6 protein-coding genes are annotated in these 25,668 nt (G+C 34.4%); 3 read left to right on the top strand and 3 right to left on the bottom strand.

From position 1 onward, the window contains the following. Positions 1-182 precede the first annotated feature (182 nt). Positions 183-1,463: a hemolysin family protein gene (locus CHRY9293_RS14745; protein WP_162033677.1), complete on the top strand. Its 1,281-nt coding sequence runs from the start codon at positions 183-185 to the stop codon at positions 1,461-1,463. 132 nt (positions 1,464-1,595) lie between these two features. Continuing rightward, positions 1,596-1,883, top strand: a complete 288-nt coding sequence (locus CHRY9293_RS14740) for a GNAT family N-acetyltransferase (RefSeq protein WP_122547647.1) — start codon at positions 1,596-1,598, stop codon at positions 1,881-1,883. Between the two features lie 7 nt (positions 1,884-1,890). Here the strand turns inward: CHRY9293_RS14740 and CHRY9293_RS14735 are convergent, their stop codons facing one another. Beyond that, entirely contained in the window at positions 1,891-2,985 is a 1,095-nt protein-coding gene (locus tag CHRY9293_RS14735) for an MBL fold metallo-hydrolase (RefSeq protein ID WP_317173930.1), read from the bottom strand. A gap of 297 nt (positions 2,986-3,282) precedes the next feature. Here CHRY9293_RS14735 and CHRY9293_RS14730 point away from each other — a divergent pair, with 297 nt between their 5' ends. Beyond that, complete coding sequence (locus tag CHRY9293_RS14730) at positions 3,283-4,791, top strand: S41 family peptidase (protein WP_228455553.1); 1,509 nt, start codon at positions 3,283-3,285, stop codon at positions 4,789-4,791. Between the two features lie 54 nt (positions 4,792-4,845). Here CHRY9293_RS14730 and CHRY9293_RS14725 read toward each other — a convergent pair whose 3' ends face one another. Then, a complete protein-coding gene (locus CHRY9293_RS14725) occupies positions 4,846-6,474 on the bottom strand; it encodes an NADP-dependent glyceraldehyde-3-phosphate dehydrogenase (protein ID WP_162033674.1) in 1,629 nt (542 codons plus the stop codon). A 395-nt stretch (positions 6,475-6,869) separates the two neighbouring features. Next, on the bottom strand, positions 6,870-25,668 hold an 18,799-nt coding region (locus CHRY9293_RS14720; RefSeq protein WP_162033673.1), incomplete at its 5' end, for a non-ribosomal peptide synthase/polyketide synthase.

Below are 25,668 nucleotides of genomic sequence, written 5' to 3'. Positions count from 1 at the left end.
AAGAGACATAACTAGGTAAAATTCGGAACATTTAGTTACTAAATTAAACTATAATCTGACATGTCAATTAAAATGCCAAAGAACAATATTACACTCCCAATATTTGTTAAAATTAAATAATACATAAAAAACATTTTAAATATTATCTATATTTATACAACACCTTCACCTATTATTTCGATATGGAAATTATAATTATCATTCTACTTATCATACTCAATGGCATTTTTTCCATGTCAGAAATGGCTTTAGTATCCACAAGAAATTTTAAACTCGAAGCTGAAATTAAAAAAGATAATTCTAATGCAAAGATTGCCTTACAATTATCTAAGGATTCTAGTAAGTTCTTATCCACTGTTCAGATTGGAATTACCCTAATTGGAATTCTTTTAGGGATTTATTCAGGAGATCGTCTGACTTCAGATTTTTCGCAATATATCTCCCATTTTGGTTTTTTCCCGGAATATTCTCACAGCATAGCTTCAATAATCATAGTTTCATTCATTACCTTTTTATCTATTCTTTTTGGAGAACTGATTCCGAAAAAATTAGGTTTAAAGTTTCCCGAAAAAATTGCTATTCTTATTGCAAAACCTATGTATTGGCTGTCTATAATAGCATCTCCTTTTGTCTGGTTATTGGCTATCACTAATGAAGGTATTCTAAAAATATTCGGAATCCAAAATGATGAAAAAGAAAGCATAACTGAAGAAGAAATAAAATCCATCATTAAAGAAGGAAAAGAAGGAGGTATAATAGAAGAAAAGGAACATGATGTATTAAAGAATGCGTTTGAACTGGGGGAACGAAAAGTAAGTTCTCTCGCCACTCATCGATCAAAAATTATTACCGTAGATGCCGATGATGATTATAAAACCGTAAAAGACAAAATAAAAAACAGTTCTTTTTCCACTTATCCCGTAACGGATGGAAATAATATAGATCATATTATTGGAATAGTAAAAATGCGTGATCTATTTGATCTCGATCATGACGCATTCAATGTAAGGCAACATATACGAAAGGCCATTTTCGTGAGTGAAAATTCTTTTATATATCCGCTGATGGAAAACTTTCAAAATAACAAATCTCATTTGGCTATTACTATCGATGAATATGGAACTACCAAAGGAATTATTACTTTAAATGATATTCTGGATGATTTGGTAGGTCATATTCCTGATGGTTTTGATAAGGAATCTGATATTATTAAACGGAATGAAAATTCATGGCTTATTGACGGAAAATGTTCTATTTATGATTTTAAAAAATATTTCCACCTTGAAATCGAAAAAGAAATTGAGAAGAATTTCATAAGTGTTTCAGGACTTTTCATCCATAATAAGCATATAATTCCTAAAACCGGAGACACCATTACTATTGAAAACTTAGTCCTGGAAATTATTGATAAAGATGGAAATAGAATTGACAAAATTTTAGCTACCAAAGTTCTAAATAATTAATCATTGAACCATTAAAAAATGTGAATTTTGTCAATGTATATCCTATAGATACCTTTATTAAATTTAAATTTTGTAATTTTAAGTGTCATAAATTTCTACCAAACTATATTTTAACTACCAAGATCTCACATTATGGAAAATATAAAATTTAAAATATCGCCCTATCAAGATGAATTGCAGATATTAATTGATAATCAAAAAGAAGGCTATATGTCCATAGAAATTGATGGAAGGTTATTAATTGTATATTATACAAAGCTTAACGAAGAACGTGAAGGTAAAGGATATGCTAAAATGCTTTTGGATGAGTTGGTTCGCTATGCTGAGGAACAAAATTTAATGATTGATCCTGAATGTGATTTTGTAAGACAACAGTTTGAAAATCATCCTAAGAGATACAAAGAAATCTGGCATGCATAAAATTATATTATTCCTCCCACCATTTTCTAAATTGATGTTCTGATTCATTTAAATATAAAGGTTCTCCAATCATTGGAGTTAAAATATTTAAATTTTCTTCTTCACCTAGACTTGTTACTTTCTTTAAAGGTTCATCCCAAGCATGTAATGCTAAAGCAAATTTTGAAGAATGAACAGGTATTATATTTTTTGCATTGATATCTATACTTGCCCGAACCACATCTTCCGGTAATGCATGAATATACTTCCATGCTTCGTTATACTGCCCGTTCTCAATAATGGCATAATCAAATGGTCCGAATTGATCTCCTATTTTTTTAAAATGGGTATCATAGCCACTATCCCCTCCTAAAAATATTTTCCGGGTTGGCGTTTCTAACACAAAAGAGGTCCAAAGTGTGATATTTCTCTTCATTGTTCTTCCCGAAAAATGTCTTGCAGGGGTAAAAGTAATCTTCATATTATTTTTCAACATAACTTCTGTTCCCCATTCCTCCTCAATTAATTGATTTTCTTTATATCCCCATTTTTCCAAATGTGCACCCACTCCTAATGGTAAAATGACTTTTCCTACTCTATCTTTTATGGCTTTTACTGTCGGATAATCTAAGTGATCATAATGATCGTGAGTAATCAACAAATAATCCAAACTCGGAATATCCTCAGGTTTATAAATATCGGCACCGGCAAATGCTTTATTAAAAAATTTAAATGGGGAGCCATACAAGCTTAAAACAGGATCAATCAGAAAAGAAACACCATTGAGCTGGATATAATAAGACGAGTGCCCCAACCAAATGAAAACATCTGTATCTTTTGGAATACTTTTAAGGTCTGTATGAATTGAGGGAATACTTTTTAACGGCTTTAAAAGTGGATTTTTTTTCGCGAAAAAGAATTCATACATCACTTTAGGCATGCTATGGCCTTCTGCAATGGAAGGTGTAAAACTAAGATTATGAAATTGTTTATTCTTGTATAATTTTGATTGTTGAACCCTTTTTAGTCTTTTCCCTTTCGGCTCTGCTCCAAATACTTCTTGATTGATAATAATATAAAATATTGCTATTATCAAAATAACTATAATAATTATTGAATACATCATTCGTTTTAAAAAATACACATCAAATGTATTGACTTTTATCATCAATTAGAAATCAAAAACGCATGAAATAGTATTTTTTAACTAAAATTATAATATTTTCAGAATAATTTATATTACGTTTGATTTATGATATAATTTTATATTTTTAACTTAGCTGTTTTAAAAAAAACGCAAAAAACTTTGAAAAGTTATCCAATAATATTAATTTTATTAATTATTTTCTTTGGTCTAAGTTCATGTATTTCCATCAAAAAATATAATGAACAGAGAACTACTTGTATATCTCCTGATCAAATGAAAGAAGATGTAGATTTTTCCTATTCAAAGCTTAAGGAAATGCATCCTCAACTATATTGGTATATTTCCAAAGAAGAATTGGATTTTAAATTTGATAGTTTAAAGAAAACCCTTCACAAGCCTCTTACTCCTATACAATTTTATTTCAAACTACAACCTGTTATTGCTTCTATTCGGGAAGGGCATCTTGCATTAAGAATTCCAAGAAAGAAATTCACCCACAAAGAAATTAAAGCTCTTGAACATAAAAAAGGAATATTCAGCCGATTTGAATATTATATAAAAGATGACCATTTATACATTATAAAGAATAATGACTCTATAGAAAATATAAAACCCGGAACCGAAATTTTATCTATTAATGATATTCCCGTTTCAGAATACATCAAAAAATATAAAAAATTAATCAACAGTGATGGACTCAATAATACCTTTCAGCCTTATTTTCTGAAAGATGTATTTTTTAATTTTTATACTGCAGAATATGGTTTTAATGAGAAAGCTACGATTAAAACTCTTTATAACCATGAGAAAAAAACATACACCTTAAAGCGAGAAGCCAAATCGGAAGAAGAGATCAAAAAAGATAAAGCACAAGAAAAAAGAACCGCAGAAAGAAAAATTAATGATTATGTTCCATTAAGTGATTCCTATAATCGAAGTTTTAAATTTTTAGATACGGATAAAACTATTGCGTATATTAAAATAAAAAGTTTTTCCCAAGATTATTCGAGTAAATTTTATAAGGAGACCTTTTCAAAAATTAAAACAGCTCACTCCTCCTACCTTATTATTGACATTAGGAATAATTATGGAGGTTCTTTATATGAAATTAATAATTTATATTCTTATCTTACTTCTGAATCTTTTTCATTAATAAAACCTTCTCAGGTCAATTCTACATCAACTCCTTTAAAAACAAATTACTTTAGAAAAAGTAATCCTTTTCAGTATATTTTTAAAAGCCTTCTTTATCCTACTTATTTTTTTGCACAAAGCTTTAGTACGTATAAAAAAGATGGATCAGTGTATTATAAAATGAGAGCGGACAAGCCTACCAAGCCTAATAAAGATGCATTTCAGGGGAAAATCTTTGTATTGATTAATGGAGGCAGTTTTTCTGCATCTTCTATTATTACGGCTAAGCTTAAAAATGATAAACGAGTGATACTCATCGGTGAAGAAACTGGAGGAGCAAACGATGGAACAGTAGCTGGGTTCTATTCTTATCAAAAACTTCCTCATTCTAAGATTAATTTACCTATCGGATTACTTCTTGTAAAACCCAATATCCAATTTTCTAATACTAAAAGAGGAGTTATTCCTGATATTGCAATAACAGAAAGTATGCAAGATATTATTGAAAACAAAGACCCTCAGCTAGACTGGGTGATTAATGAGATTGAGGGGGAGAGAAAAAAACGAAACAATTCCCTCCTATATCCAAAGACTTATAGAGATATAAAAATGCTCTTTTCGAAAGCTTACAATATAGAACTCATATAAAAATCCCTCAATCCTATTTATAAAGAGCATTGAGGGATTTATATTTCTATTATTTTAAAAAATATAATCTGTACTTAAAAAATTAGAATCATGTTCTCTAACAATTGTATTTAATAATGCTTTATTCGACTCTGTAAGCTTAGTTGCCACTAAAGATCGAATGGAAAAAGAACGAAGTGCATCAAAAACGGATAGTGTTCCTTCAGCACTATCTTTTCTTCCGGTAAATGGGAAAACATCAGGGCCTCTTTGCGCTTGACAATTAATATTAACACGGCTTACCAAATTTACGAAAGGATCAATCAAACTTGCTATTTCTGAAGGATCTTGGCTAAAAATACTTACCTGCATTCCATGCGAAGCACTTATCTGGTAGTCTATAGGTTCTTCAATACTTTCGAAAGGAACAACGGGTATTATCGGTCCAAATTGTTCCTCATGATATAATTTCATATCATGATTCACCGGGTAAACAACTGCCGGAAAAACAAATGAAGCTTCATTATAACCTCCCTCTTCATTTAAAACTTTAGCACCTTTTGATAGGGCATCTTCAATACACTCTTTAAGATAAGAAGGTTTATTAACTTCAGGAAGCGGAGTAATTTTCACATCCTTTTCCCATGGAAGGCCTGCTTTCATTTCCGACACTGCGCTTGTTAATTTTTTAGTAAATTCTTCAGCAATATCTTTTTGAACAAATATTAATTTAAGAGCTGTACATCTTTGCCCATTGAAAGAAAGCGCTCCTAAAATACATTCATTTACAGCAACTTCTAAATCTGCATTTTTTGTAATAATGGCTGCATTTTTTGCATCTAAGCTCAGAATAGCTCTTAGACGATTCACTTTAGGATGAAGCTTCTTCAGCCCATTAGCTACTTTGCTGGATCCTATAAAAGCTAGCACATTTACTTTTCCACTTTCCATAATAGGTGTAATAATATCCGCTCCTTTTCCATACAATGTATTTACAGTTCCTTTTGGAAAGGCTTCTTTAAATGCATTTAATAATGGATAATGAGCTAAAACACCATGTTTAGGTAATTTAAATAAAATAGTATTACCCATGATCAAAGCCGGAATGAGTGTCGTAAAAATTTCATTTAGTGGATAGTTGAATGGTCCCATACTCAATACAACTCCAAGTGGAGCTCTTCTTATCTGAGCAATAGTCCCTTCCGCTTGTTGAAAACGTGAAGATTCACGGTCTAAATCTTTCAAAGCATCAATTGTTTGGTTAATATATTCCACCGTACGATCAAATTCTTTGGTAGAATCAGCTAACGTTTTACCAATTTCCCACATCAATAATTTAATGATTAAATCCCGTTGCTGAATCATTAAATACACAAATTTCTGCATGCATTTAATACGTTCCTCTACTGACATAATCGGCCATTCTCCTAATCCATCATGATATGCTTCCACACAAGCTTCTAGTGCCTCCATCGCTTCCTCCGGACCTGTATTCGGAACACTTCCTAATAGTTTTCTTTCCAAACCATTTTCTGTAGGAATACAAATGGGTGAATAAATATTAGTAACTTCTCCTTTCCACTCAACTAATTCACCATTGAGAAGGTACTCTCTTTGATGGATCTCCGGGACTTTATATTCTTCTGGAATTTCACTTTCCTCTTTAAAAATTTTGTAAAACGCTTGTGCTTGTAACGAACCCATATTTTTTATTTGAATGTTAAAGGTAGAGGTAAAAAATGGTTTTAAAAATGATTTACTAATAGATTCGTTCTATTGTTTCTGGTGCAGTATAAAATTAATTTTAATAATTTATAATTAAAACTATAGTCCCACAACCATGAAATATTTAATTTTATCTAAACTACTCTATGAGGGCAATTAGGAAAAAACTCAATAGCAATACAATAGAACACAAATAAAGTAGAAGTAAATAGACACTCTAATAGATTTTAAAAATCTAACTTAAATAAATTGAATTTCGGGTCGTTATTATTATTAAATTAAATAAAAGTTAGGCTCAGATCTTAATGATCCAAGCCTGAACTTAATGTTTATTTATCATTTCAGTAAAATGATCTCGTAAATACTTTAAGTATTTAATCTACAGAACTAGGAACTTCCACTACTTTTATAATATCTATGATAGCCTGTTCTTCTTTTAATATCGTCTGATGTGACGCTTTCATAGGATATACTTTTAATAGATTTTGATCCTCAAGTATCTTATCCACATTATTATAAGCTAGTTTATGTAAATACTCTGCTAGCAATTGATTTTCTAAGTTGCCTTTCAGCATTGCTTTTAACAGTATAGTCTTTGTGTATTTCAATTGAGTAGAAATATTCTGCTCATCAATCAGAAGCTCTGTCATCAGTAAATTTTTAGCCTGTATAAAATAATCACTATCCACAGGAACATGAAATCTTTGACTGATAGCTTCATCTGAAAAGGATATCATATTCAATTTCATCAACTCGGAATCTGAATGCTTGAGAATCGTATCCAATAAATAAACTCTAATGTTTTTACAACCTCTATTTTCTAATTCTGAAGCGATTTCCAACGCAATCTGACCTCCCAAAGACCATCCCAATAAAATATACTCTTCCTGTTGGCTTTCCTTTTGTATTTTATCTATATGATCAAGATAATACATAGCCAAATGGTTGAGGTTATCTATCTTTTCTTCATGATACAAATTGTAAGAATCTACGCCATAACAATGATAATCCCCATCTAATTGATCTGCAAGTGATTGATACACTTCACAACCCCCTCCTCCTGGGTGAATCATAAACATATTAGGTTTAGTATTTGCATTATTAAGAGAGACTACCGGTTTGTATTCCGGCTTAGAGATAATAATAATTGAGGATAATACTCCAATCGTCTTTCCTTGAAAAACATCAGACACCTTTATCCGGACTCCTAACTGGTGATTAATCTTACTAATCAATTTGACTGCCATAATACTATTACCTCCCAATCGGAAAAAGTCATCATGTAAACCGATACTTTCAATAGGTAAGCCCAATAATTCGCTATAGATTGCTGCCAGATCTCGCTGAAGAGAAGTCTCTGGTGCAATATATTCTTTATCTCCCGTGAAGTTAGGATCCGGTAAAGCCTTGCGATCTAACTTTCCATTTATCGTAAGAGGAAGTTCTTCTAAATGAACATACACAGAAGGAACCATATACTCCGGAAGTAATCCTGATAAGTACATTGATAAGTCTTCATAATTCACTGGAATATCGGACACATAATATCCTACTAAATATTTGAATCCTGAACTATTCTCCTTAGCTAAGGCTACTGCTTGGCGAATACCTGCATAACTCAATAACCCATTCTCTATCTCTCCTAATTCTATTCTAAATCCTCTGATTTTAACCTGGAAGTCATTTCTGCCTATATATTCCAAATCTCCATTAGCAAGATAACGGACTAAATCTCCTGTTTTATACATACGATCATTATAACCTATCTCTTTCTCTTCTTCGCTTTGAAAAGGATTCAATAGAAAACGCTCTGCTGTAAGCTCAGCAAGATTCAAATAACCTCTTGATAAACCAACTCCTCCTATATACAATTCTCCTATAGCTCCTACGGGTACTGGACGTAAATACTCATCCAAGACATAGGTTGTCGTATTGGCTATAGCACGTCCTATGTTATTAAAGCCATTTCCCGTATTAACTATAGAAGTAACTGTTGTTTCTGTTGGGCCATAGGAATTGACCAGTCTAAATTGTTTATTCTGTAATCGATTATATAAATCATCAGCTAAATGTTCTCCTCCTGAATTTAATATTCGTAAACTCTTAACTTTTGTGACATCCATCCCTTTTAATACGGAAGGGGTTAAATGCATATAAGATACCTTATGATCAGAAAGCGTTTTCAAAAATAATTCTTCATTCAAGTAGCTTTTATCTTTGATCAAAACTAAAGTATTCCCATGTAAAAGAGCCAAAAACATTTGTTCAACAGAGGCATCAAAAACATAATTAGCAAACTGAAGAATAACATCTGCGCTATTTAAGTCATAACGAGAATATAAATCAGAAACCAAGTTCACAACCCCACCATGTTCTATCATTACCCCTTTTGGTTTTCCTGTTGTTCCACTGGTATAAATAACATAAGATAAATCACTTGAACTTACTTCTGTATTTGGGTTTTCTGTGGAACAGCTATTGAGTGAGTTTTCTATGTCTGGGCTATCTAAACTTATAACACTAAGATTAAATTCAACGAAATTTTGAGTAGTATATTCTTCTCCTATTACCAATCTCGCCTTGGTATCTTTAAGAATATGCTCTATTCTATCCATAGGATAACCAGGATCCATAGGAACATACGCTCCGCCTGATTTTAAGACTCCTAAGATGGCAACAAGCATATCCTCTGACCTTTCTAAACATAATGGAATGAGTTCATTCGATTGAATTTTATAATTGTGTAATAGATAATGAGCCAATTGGTTAGATCTATCATTAAGTTCTCTATACGTTAGCTTTACATCTTCGTACACCAAAGCAATATCATTCGAAGTCTTCTCTACTTGTCTCTCAAATAACTCATGAAGCGGAACTGTCCTATCATATTCTAAATAGGTATCTAAAATTCCCTCTGCCCCATATTCTTGTTTTCTTATCCAAGATAAGTCTTCAAGCAGTAACTTTGAACCAACTTCTTTATGATGATATACCATCTGCTCTAAAAGATATACATATGTATTAATCATATGAGCAATCGTAATTTCGTTAAATAAACCGATCGCATAATTAAAGCTTCCTGATAAATTTTCTCCATCATCATCTATCATCACACTTAAATCAAATTTGGCTACATCATAAGTAAGCCTTCCTTCAATTTGTTGAAAAAGAGAGTCTACTCCATACTCCTGCTTAGCTTTACTTCCAAAACTTTGTAATCCGAACATCACTTGAAATAGAGGATGACGAGATACATCCTGAACTACTCCTAACTCTTCTACCAGTTTCTCAAAGGGAACATCCTGGTGCATCTGAGCTTCTGATACAGAATCTGAAACTTGCAAAATAAAGTCTTTTACTGATACTCCATAATCAATCTTCTCTCTAAGGACTAAGGTATTTACAAAAAATCCGATCAGATCCTCTAAACCTGCATGATGGCGATTAGCAATTGCTGTTCCCAATACAATATCCTTCTGTCCCGAATAAGAAGATAATAACAAATAGTAACCGCCTAGCATCACACTGTATAAACTAACTCCTAAATCTCGAGACAACAATCGAAGGTCTTCATCTAAGCTCTCTGGAATATTAAAACATACTGTATGGCCCTCATAAGAAAGCCGTGTAGGACGGGCATAATCTAAAGGAAGATGTAAGGCCTCTAATCCTATTAACTTATTTTTCCAATAATCCAACTGCCTGTCTAATACTTCCCCCTGAAGATATTCCCGTTGCCATAAAGCAAAATCTTTATATTGAATTCGTAACGAGGGTAAAGAAACGGAACTATTCGTTAACAAGTCTTGATATATAGATCGTAACTCTTCTAAAAATATATCGATAGACCAACCATCAAAGGCGATATGATGAATTATAATACTGATATAAGAGATATAATCATTATTATTTTTAGCCTTCTCTTTCTCATGAAATACTTGAACGGAAATAGGAAGTTCTTTAGAAAGATCAAAAACTCTATTAACTTCTTGAGATATAAGATCTTCTAACTGCTGAGAACTCTCCACATAAGTCTCTTTAATACTAAGTTCATGATCACTAACATATTGATAACCTATTCCATCTGAATTGGTCAAAATCAAAGTACGTAGAATTTCATGTCTTGATAAAAGAATTCTAAAGGACTCTTTTAAAACTCTCATATCTATATCTTCAGACAATCCAAATACCATAGGAATATTATACACATGACTACCTCCTTCATACTGGTCAATAAACCATAGCCTTTCCTGAGCAAAAGATAAAAGTTGCTGCTCAGGATTAGGAACCGCTATAGGACGGATCATATCACCTCCTCCTAAGTCTAAATCTTTCAGTACTCCTGCTAATCCAAAGACAGTCTTATGGCTAAACACCATTGCTACACTTGTCTGTAAACCTAATCCCTGATGAATCTTACTGATCAGTTTAATAGCCATAATACTATTACCACCTAAGCGGAAAAAATCATCATGTAAACCGATACTTTCTAATGGTAAACCTAAAACCTTGCCATAAATCTCTGCTAATTGTTTTTCAAGAACAGTCGTTGGTGCGATATACTCCTTATCTCCTGTGAAGTTAGGTTCAGGTAAAGCTTTGCGATCTAACTTTCCATTAATCGTAAGAGGAAACTCTTCTAAATGAACATACACAGAAGGAACCATATACTCTGGAAGACGTTCTGATAAATACACAGATAAGTCTTCAGGATTAACTGCATTATCCGATACATAATAACCTACTAAGTATTTTAACCCTGAACTATTCTCCTTTGCCAGTACAATACTTTGACGAATCCCTTCATAACTCAATAACCCATTCTCTATCTCTCCCAATTCTATCCTATACCCTCGTATCTTTACCTGGAAGTCATTTCTGTCTATATATTCCAAATCTCCTCCCGGAAGATAACGCCCTAAATCCCCCGTCTTATACATACGATCATTATAACCTCTTGCTTTCTCTTCTTCACTCTGGAAAGGATTCAATAGAAAACGCTCCTCTGTAAGCTCTACAAGATTTAAATACCCTCTTGATAAACCAGCCCCTCCTATATACAATTCTCCTACGGCTCCCACGGGTACCGGACGTAAGTATCCATCCAACACATAAATCCGTTGATCCGGAATACTTTTTCCTACCATAGAAGAATTCCCCAACTCTCCCGAATCAAGTACTCTATAACTCGCATGAACTGTAGTCTCAGTTGTACCATACATATTGATTAAACTTGGACTCTCAGGATAGCGACCATACCAAGGCTCCAAAGAAGCAAAGTTCAAGGCCTCTCCTGCAAAGATGACATAACGAAGTTTAGAAAGATTCACATCCTGAGATAAACCCACTTCTATAAACTGGTAAAAGGCTGTAGGGGTTTTACATAATACAGTAAGATTATTTTTATAGCATAAATCAAAAAATAAATATAAATCTTTAGTTTGTTCTAAACTAGGAATCAATAGCTTTCCTCCATGAAGTAAGGCGCCCCACATCTCCCATACACTCACATCAAAAACATACGAATGGAATAAACTCCATACATCCTTATCTGTAAATCCATACCAGTGATCCGTAGCACTGAATAAACGAACCACACTCTTATGTTCTATCATGACTCCTTTGGGCTTTCCTGTTGTACCACTGGTGTAAATAACATAAGATAAATCACCTGAACCTACTTCTGCATTTGGATTATCATTGGAACACTTACTAAGCTTAGTTTTCATTTCTGAATTATTCAAGCTTATGATATCTAAAGCTTCTTCTGTTTCTATTAATTTCTTGTACTCATATAATCTATCTTTTGTATTCTCTTCAACAATTACCAATCTGGCCTTAGTATCTCCCAGAATATGTTCTATTCTATCCATAGGATAATTAGGATCCATCGGAACATAAGCTCCTCCTGATTTCAAGACTCCTAAGATTCCAATCAGCATCTGCTCCGATCTTTCTAAACATAAAGGTATAAGTTCATCAGGCTGGATTTTGTATGTTTCTAAAAGATAATGAGCCAACTGGTTAGATCTCTCATTAAGCTCTATATACGTTAACTTTACATCTTCATACACCAAAGCAATATGATCAGGAGTCTTCTCTACTTGTCTCTCAAATAACTCATGAATCGTAACTGTAGAATCATACTCTATAGTAGCATCCAAAAGATCGGATAACATTCCTTCTATTTTATATTCTTCTTCTCTTACCCAAGATAAATCTCGGAGTTGTAATTCAGAGTGACTACCTTTCTGATTAGATACGATTTGTTCTAAGAGATAAATATATGTACTGATCATATGATCAATCGTACTTTCTTTAAATAGATGGGTAGCATAATTAAAACTTCCTGACAGAGAATCTCCTCCATCATCTATCATCACTGTCAAATCAAACTTGGCTACATCATACGAAACATTTCCTTCAAATTCATGAAACAAAGAGCCATCTCCATATTTCTGCTTTGCTTCATTTCCAAAACTCTGCAAACCAAACATCACCTGGAATAGAGGATGACGGGATACATCCTGAACTACTCCCAACTCTTCTACCAATTTCTCAAAGGGTACATCCTGATGCACCTGAGCTTCTGATACAGAATCAGAAACTTGTAAAATAAAGTCCCTTACTGATACTCCATAATCAATCTCTTCTCGAAGGACAGGTGTATTAACAAAAAAGCCGATCAGATCCTCTAAGCCTGCATGATGACGATTCGCTACCACAGTGCCTAATACAATATCTTTTTGTCCCGAGTAAGAAGATAATAACAAATAGTAACCTCCCAGCATTACACTGTATAAACTAACTCCTAAGTCTTGAGACAAGAATCGAAGGTCTCCAGCTAGAGTATCTGAAATACTAAAATGTATTGTATTTCCTTTATAAGAAATAACCGAAGGACGGGCATAATCTAAAGGAAGGTTTAGAGGCGCTACTTCCGAAAGTTTAGTCCTCCAATAATCCAATTGTTTTTCTAATACTTCTCCCTGAAGATAAGATCTCTGCCATAAAGCAAAATCCTTATATTGAATAGGAAGCGAGGGTAAAGAAACCGGGTTTCCTGATAATAAATCTTGATAGATAATTCTTAATTCCTCTAAAAATATATCGATAGACCAACCATCAAAAGAAATGTGATGAATTACTATACTGATATAAGAGCTGAGCTCATGGTTATTATTCTTTTCTTTCTCATAGAATACACAAACTGAAATAGGAAGTTCTTTGGATAAATCAAAAACCCTGGTGATTTCTTGAGATACAAGATCTTCTAATTCTTTAGAGTTAAATACATCAGTCTCTTTAATATTAAACTCCTCATTACTCACATACTGATACCCGACTCCCTCTGAACTGGTTACAATTAAAGTACGTAGAATCTCATGTCTGGACAGAAGAACTTTAAAAGATTCTTTTAAAATGCTAAGATCAACCCTGGAAGATAACCCAAAAACCATAGGAATATTATACGCTGAGCTTCCTCCCTCATACTGATCAATAAACCATAAACGCTCCTGAGCAAAAGATAAACGTTGCTGCTCAGGACTATGAACCGCTATAGGACGGATCATCTCTACAATATCAATTGATAAACCTTCAAGTGCACCTGCTAATCCAAAGACAGTCTTATGGCTAAACACCATCGCTACACTCACCTGCAAACCTAATCCTTGATGAATCTTACTAATCAGTTTAATAGCCATAATACTATTACCACCTAATCTAAAGAAGTCATCATGTAAACCTATATTTTCTACTGGTAACCCTAAAACCTCGCTATAGATCTCTGCTAATTGTTTTTCAAGAACTGTTGTTGGTGCTATATATTCCTTATTTCCTGTGAAGCTAGGTTCTGGTAAGGCCCTGCGGTCCAATTTACCATTGAGTGTCATTGGAAGCTCTTCTAAATGAACATACACAGAAGGAACCATATAATCAGGAAGAAGACCTGATAAGTATAGGAATAAGTCTTCATGATCCACCGCAACATCCGATACATAATAACCTACTAAGTATTTGAATCCTGAACTATGTTCTTTAACTAAAACTGCACCTTGGCGAATGCCTGCATAACTCAATAAACTGTTCTCTATCTCTCCTAACTCTATTCTATACCCTCTGATCTTGACCTGGAAGTCATTTCTGCCCATATATTCTATTTCCCCGTTAGCCAGGAAGCGTACTAAATCTCCTGTCTTATATATACGATTATAACCTCTCTCTCTATCTTCTTCGTTCTGGAAAGGATTAACCAGAAAACGCTCTTTAGTAAGCTCAGGAAGATTCAAATACCCTCTTGATAAACCAGCCCCTCCGATATACAATTCTCCTACAGCTCCTATTGGTACTGGACGTAAATACCCATCTAAAACGTATGTTATAATATTAGAGATAGAACGACCTATATTTAGAGGATTATGATCCTCATGGTAATGATGATAAGTAGTACATACCGTGGACTCGGTAGGACCATAACCATTAACAATATCAACCCCTTCCTTTGTATAACACTCCATTACATCAGGATGGGTAATGTCTCCTGCTACAATAAGGGTATCCAATGGTAAGATTAACTCTTTCGTAAGTAATACAGGAGCAATAGAAGCTATCTGTATAGCATTTTCAGCTATATATCTATGTAATGTACTTAAATCTTTCTGTATTTCTTTATTTATTAGATGTAAGCAATGACCAAACGCAAGAAAACAATAAACATCCCACACATGAGCATCAAAAACATAGTTGGCATACCATAATGCTCTTTTCTGTGGATCTGAAGAAGAATGAACTGTATTCAAGCTAAATAGAATAGACTGCTGCTCGATTAGATTAACTACATTTCTATGTTCTATCATCACCCCTTTTGGCTTTCCTGTTGTTCCGCTGGTGTAAATGACATACGATAAAGCTTCCGAGCTCACGCGTGTATTCGGATTTTCTCTGGAACAAGCACTCAGTGAACCTTTCATGTCTAAAGTAGTCAAGCTTATAATATTTAAAGATTCTCCCTCTCTGCCCATTAAACTCGTGTATTCATAAAGTCTACCCTTAGTCTTCTCTTCTCCTATTACAATTCTAGCCTTAGTATCTCCCAGAATATGCTCTATTCTATCCATGGGATAATTAGGGTCCATCGGAACATACGCTCCGCCTGACTTCAATACTCCCAAGATTCCGATCAGCATCTGCTCCGATCTTTCTAAACATAGAGGGATCAATTCATCGGGCTTAATCTCATAATTTTGTAGTAAATAATGAGCCAATTGGTTTGATCTATCATTAAGCTCTCTATAACTTAACTTTACATCCTCATATACCAAAGCAATATGATCTGGAGTCTTCTCTACTTGTCTTTCAAATAACTCATGAATCGTAACCGTGGTATCATATTCTGAATAGGAGCCCAAAAGATTGGAGAAGATTCCATCTACACTGTACTCTTCTTCTCTTACCCAAGATAAGTCTTCAAGCAGTAACTTTGAGCCACTTTCTTTTTGATGACATACCATCTGTTCTAAAAGATATACATACGTCTTAATCATATGATCAATCGTACTTTCTTTAAATAGATGGGTAGCATAATTAAAGCTTCCTGACAGAGAATCTCCTCCATCATCTATCATCACTGTCAAATCAAACTTAGATACATCATAAGAAACATTTCCTTCAAATTTATAAAACAAAGAGCCATCTCCATATTTTTGCTTTGCTTCACTTCCAAAACTCTGCAGTCCAAACATCACCTGGAATAGAGGATGACGGGATACATCCTGAACTACTCCTAGCTCTTCGACCAATTTCTCAAAGGGAACATCCTGATGCATCTGAGCCTCAGATACTGAATCCGAAACTTGCAAAATAAAGTCCCTTACTGATACTCCATAGTCAATCTTTTCTCTAAGGACCAAGGTATTGACAAAAAAGCCGATCAGATCCTCTAAACCTGCATGATGACGATTCGCCACAACAGTACCTAATACAATATCTTTTTGTCCCGAATAAGAAGATAATAGTAAATAATATCCTCCCAGCATTACACTGTATAAACTAACCCCTAAATCTCGAGACAGGAGTCTAAGTTCCTCTCCTAAAGTATCTGAAATACTAAAATGTACTGTATTTCCTTCATAAGAAATAGCTGAGGGACGAGCATAATCTAAGGGAAGATTTAAAGGTTCTACTTCCAAAAGCTTAACTTTCCAATAATCCAACTGTCTGTCTAATACTTCCCCTTGAAGATAATCCCGTTGCCATAAAGCAAAATCTTTATACTGAATACGTAACAAGGGTAAAGAAACGGAACTATTCGTTAGCAAATCTTGATAGATAGATAATAACTCTTCTAAAAATATATCGATAGACCAACCATCAAAAGCAATGTGATGAATGACTATACTAAGATAAGAAGTTACTTCATCTTTATCATTGAATACACAAACAGAAATAGGAAGTTCTTTGGATAAATCAAAAACTCTATTAACTTCTTGAGATATAAGATCTTCTAACTGCTTAGAACTCTCCACATAAGTCTCTTTAATACTAAGTTCATGATCACTAACATATTGATATCCTACTCCCTCTGAACTGGTTACAATCAAAGTACGTAGAATATCATGTCTTGATAGAAGAATTTTAAAAGATTCTTTTAAAATGCTAAGATCAACTCTGGAAGATAATCCAAAAACCATAGGAATATTATACGCAGAGCTTCCTCCTTCATACTGATCAATAAACCATAAACGCTCCTGAGCAAAAGATAAAAGTTGCTGCTCAGGATTAGGAACCGCTATAGGACGGATCATATCACCTCCTTCTAAGTCTAAATCTTTCAGTACTCCTGCTAATCCAAAGACAGTCTTATGGCTAAACACCATCGCTACACTTGCCTGCAAACCTAATCCCTGATGAATCTTACTGATCAGTTTAATAGCCATAATACTATTACCACCTAAGCGGAAAAAATCATCATGTAAACCGATACTTTCTAATGGTAAACCTAAAACCTTGCCATAAATCTCTGCTAATTGTTTTTCAAGAACAGTCGTTGGTGCGATATACTCCTTATCTCCTGTGAAGTTAGGTTCAGGTAAAGCCCTGCGATCCAACTTACCATTAATCGTAAGAGGAAACTCTTCCAAATGAACATACACAGAAGGAACCATATACTCTGGAAGACGTTCTGATAAATACACAGATAAGTCTTCATGATTAACTGCATTATCCGATACATAATAACCTACTAAGTATTTCAATCCTGAACTATTCTCCTTTGCCAGTACAACACTTTGACGAATCCCTTCATAACTCAATAAACCATTCTCTATCTCTCCCAATTCTATCCTATAACCTCGTATTTTTACCTGGAAATCGTTTCTACCTATATACTCCAAATCTCCTCCCGGAAGATAGCGGCCTAAATCTCCAGTCTTATACATACGATCATTATAACCTATTGCTTTCTCTTCTTCACTCTGGAATGGATTCAATAGAAAACGCTCTGAGGTAAGCTCAGCAAGGTTTAAATAACCTCTTGATAATCCCGAACCTCCTATATATAATTCTCCTACGGCTCCCACGGGTACAGGACGTAAATACTCATCCAACACATAAATCCGTTGATCCGGAATACTTTTTCCTACCATAGAGGAGTTCCCCAACTCTCCCGAATCAAGCACTCTATAACTCGCATGAACTGTAGTCTCAGTTGTACCATACATATTGATTAAACTTGGACTCTCAGGATAGCGACCATACCAAGGTTCCAAAGAAGCAAAGTTCAACGCCTCTCCTGCAAAGATGACATAACGAAGTTTAAAAAGATTCACATCCTTAGATAAACCCACTTCTATAAACTGGTAAAAGGCTGTAGGGGTTTTACATAATACAGTAAGATTATTCTTATAGCATAAATCAAAAAATAAATATAAATCTTTAGTTTGTTCTACACTGGGTATCAATAATTTTCCTCCATGAAGTAAGGCGCCCCACATCTCCCATACACTCACATCAAAAACATATGAATGGAATAAACTCCATACATCTTTATCTGTAAATCCATACCAGTGATTTGTTGCACTGAATAAACGAACCACACTCTTATGTTCTATCATCACTCCTTTTGGCTTTCCTGTTGTGCCACTGGTGTAAATAACATAAGATAAATCACCTGAACCTACTTCTGCATTTGGATTATCATTGGAACACTTACTAAGCTTAGTTTTCATTTCTGAATTATTCAAGCTTATGATATCTAAAGCTTCTTCTTCTGTTTCTATTAATTTCTTATAATCATATAATCCGTCTTTTGTATTTTCTTCAACGATTACCATTCTGGCCTTGGTATCTCCCAGAATATGTTCTATTCTATCCATAGGATAATTAGGATCCATGGGAACATACGCTCCCCCTGATTTTAAGACCCCTAAGATTCCAATCAGCATCTGCTCGGATCTTTCTAAACATAAAGGAATGAGTTCATCTGGACTAATCTGATAATGTTCTAATAAATAATGAGCCAATTGGTTTGATCTCTCATTAAGCTCTCTATAACTTAACTTTACATCTTCATACACCAAAGCAATGTGATCCGGAGTCTTCTCTACCTGTCTCTCAAATAACTCATGAATTGTAACACTTGTGTCGTATTCTGAATAAGTATCCAAAAGACCTGAGAAGATTCCATCCCCACTATACTCTTCTTCTCTTATCCAAGAGAGGTTTTCAAGTTTTAACTCTGATCTATTATCTTTTGAATGAGACACCATCTGCTCTAAAAGATATACATACGTCTTAATCATATGATCAATCGTACTTTCCTTGAATAATCCTTGAGCATAATTAAAACTTCCAGATAAACTTTTCCCATCATCATCTATCATCACACTTAAATCAAACTTGGCTACATCATAAGAAACATTTCCTTCAAATTTATAAAACAAAGAGCCATCTCCATATTTCTGCTTTGCTTCACTTCCAAAACTCTGCAAGCCAAACATTACCTGGAATAGAGGATGGCGAGATACATCCTGAACTACTCCCAACTCTTCGACCAATTTCTCAAAGGGTACATCCTGATGCATCTGAGCCTCAGATACTGAAGCTGAAACTTGCAAAATAAAATCTCTTACTGATACCCCATAATCAATCTCTTCTCGAAGGACCAATGTATTCACAAAAAAGCCTATCAAATCCTCTAAGCCTGCATGATGACGATTCGCTACCACAGTGCCTAATACTATATCCTTTTGTCCCGAATAAGAGGATAATAACAAGTAGTAACCACCCAGCATTATACTGTATAAACTAACTCCTAAGTCTTGAGACAATAATCGAAGGTCTTCACCTAGAGTATCTAAAATACTAAAATGTATTGTATTTCCTTCATAAGAAATAGCTGAGGGACGAGGATAATCTAAAGGAAGATTTAATGGTCCTACTTCTAAAAGCTTACCTTTCCAGTATTCTAACTGCCTATCTAATACTTCACCTTGAAGATAACCCCTTTGCCATAAAGCAAAATCCTTATATTGAATTCGTAACGAGGGTAAAGAAACCGGATTATTCGATAACAAATCCCTATAGATAACACGTAATTCTTCTAAAAAGATATCACTAGACCAACCATCAAAAGAAATGTGATGAATAACTATACTGATATAAGAAGTAATCTCACTCTTATTTTGGTTATCCTGCTTTTTCTTTGTTTTATTAGTGTTAGTCTTTTCTTTCTCATGGAATACACAAACTGAAATAGGAAGTTCTTTAGATAAATCAAAAACCCTGGTGATTTCTTGAGAGATAAGATCTTCTAACTGCTTAGAACTCTCTACATAAGTCTCTTTAATACTGAACTCCTCATTACTCACATACTGATACCCTACTCCCTCTGAACTGGTTACAATCAAAGTACGTAGAATCTCATGTCTTGACAGAAGAATTCTAAAGGACTCTTCTAAAATGCTAAGATCAACCCTTGAAGATAATCCGAAAACCATAGGAATATTATACGCAGAGCTTCCTCCTTCATACTGATCAATAAACCATAAACGCTCCTGAGCAAAAGATAAAAGTTGCTGCTCAGGATGATGAACCGCTATAGGATGGATCATTTCACTAACTCCTGATTCTAAACCTTCTAGTACTCCTGCTAACCCAAAGACAGTTTTATGGCTAAACACCATTGCTACATTTGCCTGTAAGCCTAATCCTTGATGAATCTTACTAATCAGTTTAATAGCCATAATACTGTTTCCTCCCAAGCGGAAGAAATCATCATGGATACCTATACTTTCTACTGGTAAACCTAAAACCTCACTATAAATCTCTGCTAATTGTTTTTCAAGAACCGTTGTTGGTGCTATATATTCCTTATCTCCTGTGAAGTTAGGTTCTGGTAAGGCTCTTCGGTCCAATTTACCATTGAGTGTCATGGGGAATAATTCCAAATGAACATAAGCAGAAGGAACCATATACTCCGGAAGTAATCCTGATAAATATACAGATAAGTCTTCAGGATTAAATGAAGTATCCGATACATAATAACCTACCAAATATTTTAATCCTGAACTATGTTCTTTAGCTAATACAACACTTTGACGAATACCTTCATAACTCAACAAAGCGCTTTCTATCTCTCCTAACTCTATTCTATACCCTCTGATCTTAACCTGGAAGTCATTACGACCTATATATTCTAAATCTCCTTCAGAAAGATAACGTACTAAATCTCCCGTTTTATATATACGCCCATTATAACCTATCTCTTTATCTTCTTTGCTCTGGAAAGGATTTAATAGAAAACGCTCTTTAGTAAGCTTAGGAAGATTCAGATAGCCTCTTGATAAACCGGCTCCTCCTATATACAATTCTCCTACAGCTCCTATTGGTACTGGACGTAAATACTCATCTAAAACATAGGTGGTGGTATTAGATATGGGACATCCAATAGGTACTGAATTTATATATCCCTCATTACACACATTAACAGAATATGCGGTAGCAAACGTAGTAGATTCGGTAGGACCATATACATGCACTAAATTCGTATCTTTATATAAATCTCTAAACTTAGACACATGTTTCACTGATACATGCTCTCCTCCAAAAAGAAGACTATCCAATCTTGTCAATCCGGATAAATGTGAATCAACTACAATATTAAATAAAGCCGTTGTCATAAACAAATTTGTAATAGCATACTTTTCCAACAAAACATTTAGACCATCAGGATTAAGAAATTCCTCTTTATCTGAAAGGATTATACTACCTCCATATACTAGAGGATAAAAGAAGTCATAAATAGATCCATCAAATTGATAACTCGATAGACTTAAAACATTATCTGATTCTCCTATTTTAGTAAAATTAGAATGGATAAATCTATTTATATTCCTATGCTCTATCATTACTCCTTTAGGCTTACCTGTTGTGCCACTGGTATAAATTACATAAGCTAAAGCTTCCGGACTCACTTCAATATTTGGATTATCCGTAGAACAAGTACTCACTTCAGCTTTCATTTCTGAACCATTCAGACTTATGATACTCAGGTTTGAAGATTCTGTTTCTATTAGTTCCTTATACTCATATAATCTGTCTTTTGTATTCTCTTCAACGATTACAATTCTAGCCTTGGTATCTCCCAAAATATGTTCTATTCTATCCATGGGATAATTAGGATCCATTGGAACATACGCTCCGCCTGATTTCAAGACTCCTAAGATTGCAATTAACATCTCCTCAGACCTTTCTAAACATAAGGTTATCAATTCATCAGATTGGATTTGATAGTTTTGTAATAAATAATGAGCCAACTGATTGGATCTTTCATTAAGCTCTCTATACGTTACCTTTACATCTTCATACACCAATGCTATATGATCAGGAGTCTTCTCTACTTGCCTCTCAAATAACTCATGAAGGGTAGCAGTTGTGTCATATTCTGAATAAGTGTCCAAAAGATTGGAGAAGATTCCATCTCCCCTATGCTCTTCTTCTCTTATCCAAGATATGTCTTCAAGCAGTAACTTTGAACCACTTTCTTTATGATGACATACCATCTGTTCTAAAAGATATACATACGTCTTAATCATATAATCAATCGTACTTTCTTTAAATAGATGGGTAGCATAATTAAAGCTTCCTGACAGAGAATCTCCATCATCTATCATAACACTTAAATCAAACTTGGCTACATCATAAGAAACATTTCCTTCAAATTTATGAAACAAAGAGCCATCTCCATATTTCTGCTTTACTTCATTTCCAAAACTCTGTAAACCAAACATCACCTGGAACAAAGGATGACGGGATACATCCTGAACCACTCCCAACTCTTCTACTAATTTCTCAAAGGGAACATCCTGATGCATCTGAGCCTGAGATACTGAATCCGAAACTTGCAAAATAAAATCTCTTACTGATACTCCATAATCAATCTCTTCTCGAAGAACCAATGTATTCACAAAAAAGCCGATCAGATCCTCTAAACCTGCATGATGACGATTCGCTACCACAGTGCCTAATACAATATCTTTTTGTCCCGAATAAGAGGATAATAACAAATAGTAACCTCCTAGCATCACACTGTACAAACTCACTCCTAAATCTCGAGACAAGAATCGAAGTTCTTCACCTAAAGTATCTGCGATACTAAAATGTACCGTATTTCCTTCATAAGAAATAACCGAAGGACGAGCATAATCTAAAGGAAGATTTAGAGACTCAACTCCAGAAAGTTTAGTCTTCCAATAATTCAACTGTCTATCTAATACTTCACCTTGAAGATAAGATCTCTGCCATAAAGCAAAATCCTTATACTGAATATGTAACGAGGGTAAAGAAACCGGATGACCTGATAACAAATCCCTATAGATAACACCCAGCTCTTCTAAAAAGATATCACTAGACCAGCCATCAAAGGCGATATGGTGAATTACAATACTGATATAAGAGATATAATCATTATTATTTTTAGCCTTCTCTTTCTCATGAAATACTTGAACGGAAATAAGAAGTTCTTGGGACAAATTAAAAACCCTAGTGATTTCTTGAGAGATAAGATCTTCTAATTCTCTAGAGTTAAATACATCAGTTTCTTTAATATTAAACTCCTCATTACTCACATACTGATAACCTATTCCCTCTGAATTGGTCAAAATCAAGGTACGTAGAATATCATGTCTTGATAGAAGAACTTTAAAAGATTCTTTTAAAATGCTAAGATCAACTTGTGATGACAAGCCAAAAACCATAGGAATATTATACGCAGAGCTTCCTCCTTCATATTGATCAATAAACCATAAACGCTCCTGAGCAAAAGATAAAAGTTGCTGCTCAGGATGATGAACCGCTATAGGACGGATCATCTCTACAATATCAATTGATAAACCTTCAAGTGCACCTGCTAATCCAAAGATGGTTTTATGGCTAAACACCATCGCTACACTGGCCTGTAAGCCCAATCCTTGATGAATCTTGCTAATCAGTTTAATAGCCATAATACTATTTCCTCCCAAGCGGAAGAAATCATCGTGTAAACCGATACTTTCTACAGGTAAACCCAATACTTCGCTATAGATTGCTGCCAGATCTCGCTGAAGAGAAGTTTCTGGTGCAATATATTCTTTATCTCCTGTGAAGTTAGGTTCAGGTAAAGCCCTGTGATCTAACTTACCATTAATTGTAAGAGGAAGCTCTTCTAAATCAACATACACAGAAGGAACCATATACTCTGGAAGTAATCCTGATAAATACACAGATAAGTCTTCATGATCCACCGCAACATCCGATACATAATAGCCAACCAAGTATTTCAAGCCTGAACTATTCTCCTTTGCCAGTACAACACTTTGACGAATACCTTCATAACTCAATAAGGCGTTTTCTATCTCTCCAAGCTCTATCCTATACCCTCGTATCTTTACCTGGAAGTCATTTCTGCCTATATATTCCAAATCTCCTCCCGAAAGATAACGCCCTAAATCCCCAGTCTTATACATACGATCATTATAACCTATGGACTTCTCTTCTTCACTCTGGAAAGGATTCAAGAGAAAACGCTCTGAGGTAAGCTCAGCAAGATTCAAATAACCTCTTGATAAACCGGCTCCTCCTATATACAATTCTCCTACGGCTCCTACGGGTACTGGACGTAAATACTCATCTAATACATAAATACGTTGATCCGGAATATGAGTTCCTACGATAGAAGCACTTCCTAATTCTTCTGAATCTAAGGGTCTATAGCTAACGTGAACCGTAGTTTCAGTGATTCCATACATATTGATTAAAAGAGGAGCCTCAGAATAACGACCATACCAAGGTTCCAAAGAAGCAAAGTTCAAAGCCTCTCCTCCGAATATGACATAACGAAGGCTAGAAAGTTCTACATCCTTAGATAAAGCCACTTCTGTAAATTGATAGAATGCTGTGGGAGTTTGATTTAATACCGTTACTGCTTCCCTATGACATACATCAAAAAATAAATATAAATCTTTGGTTTGTTCTAAACTAGGAATCAATAGCTTTCCTCCATGAAGCAAGGCGCCCCACATCTCCCATACACTAAAGTCAAAAACATACGAATGGAATAAACTCCATACATCTTTATCCGTAAATCCATACCAGTGATCTGTAGCACTGAATAAACGAACCACACTCTTATGTTCGATCATCACTCCTTTTGGCTTTCCTGTTGTTCCACTCGTGTAAATAACATACGATAAATCACCTGAACTTACTTCTGCATTCGGATTGTCCGTAGAACAAGTACTCACTTCAGCTTTCATCTCTGAAGAATCCAGACTTATAATACTCAGGTTTGAAGATTCTGTTTCTGTAGCTGTTAGTTCCTTGTACTCATATAATCTGTCTTTTGTATTTTCTTCAACAAGTACCATTCTGGCCTTGGTATCTCCCAGAATATGTTCTATTCTATCCATAGGATAATTAGGATCCATAGGAACATACGCTCCCCCTGATTTCAAAACTCCTAAGATTCCTATCAGCATCTGCTCCGATCTTTCTAAACATAAGGGAATGAGTTCATCAGGCTGGATTTTGTATGTTTCTAAAAGATAATGAGCCAATTGGTTTGATCTTTCGTTAAGTTCTCTATACGTTAACTTTACATCCTCATACACCAAAGCAATATGATCAGGTGTCTTCTCT

It is taken from the genome of Chryseobacterium potabilaquae (genome assembly GCF_902728265.1).
In the GTDB taxonomy this organism is placed as follows: Bacteria; Bacteroidota; Bacteroidia; order Flavobacteriales; family Weeksellaceae; genus Chryseobacterium; species Chryseobacterium potabilaquae.
This window is presented reverse-complemented; position numbering and strand designations above follow the sequence as displayed.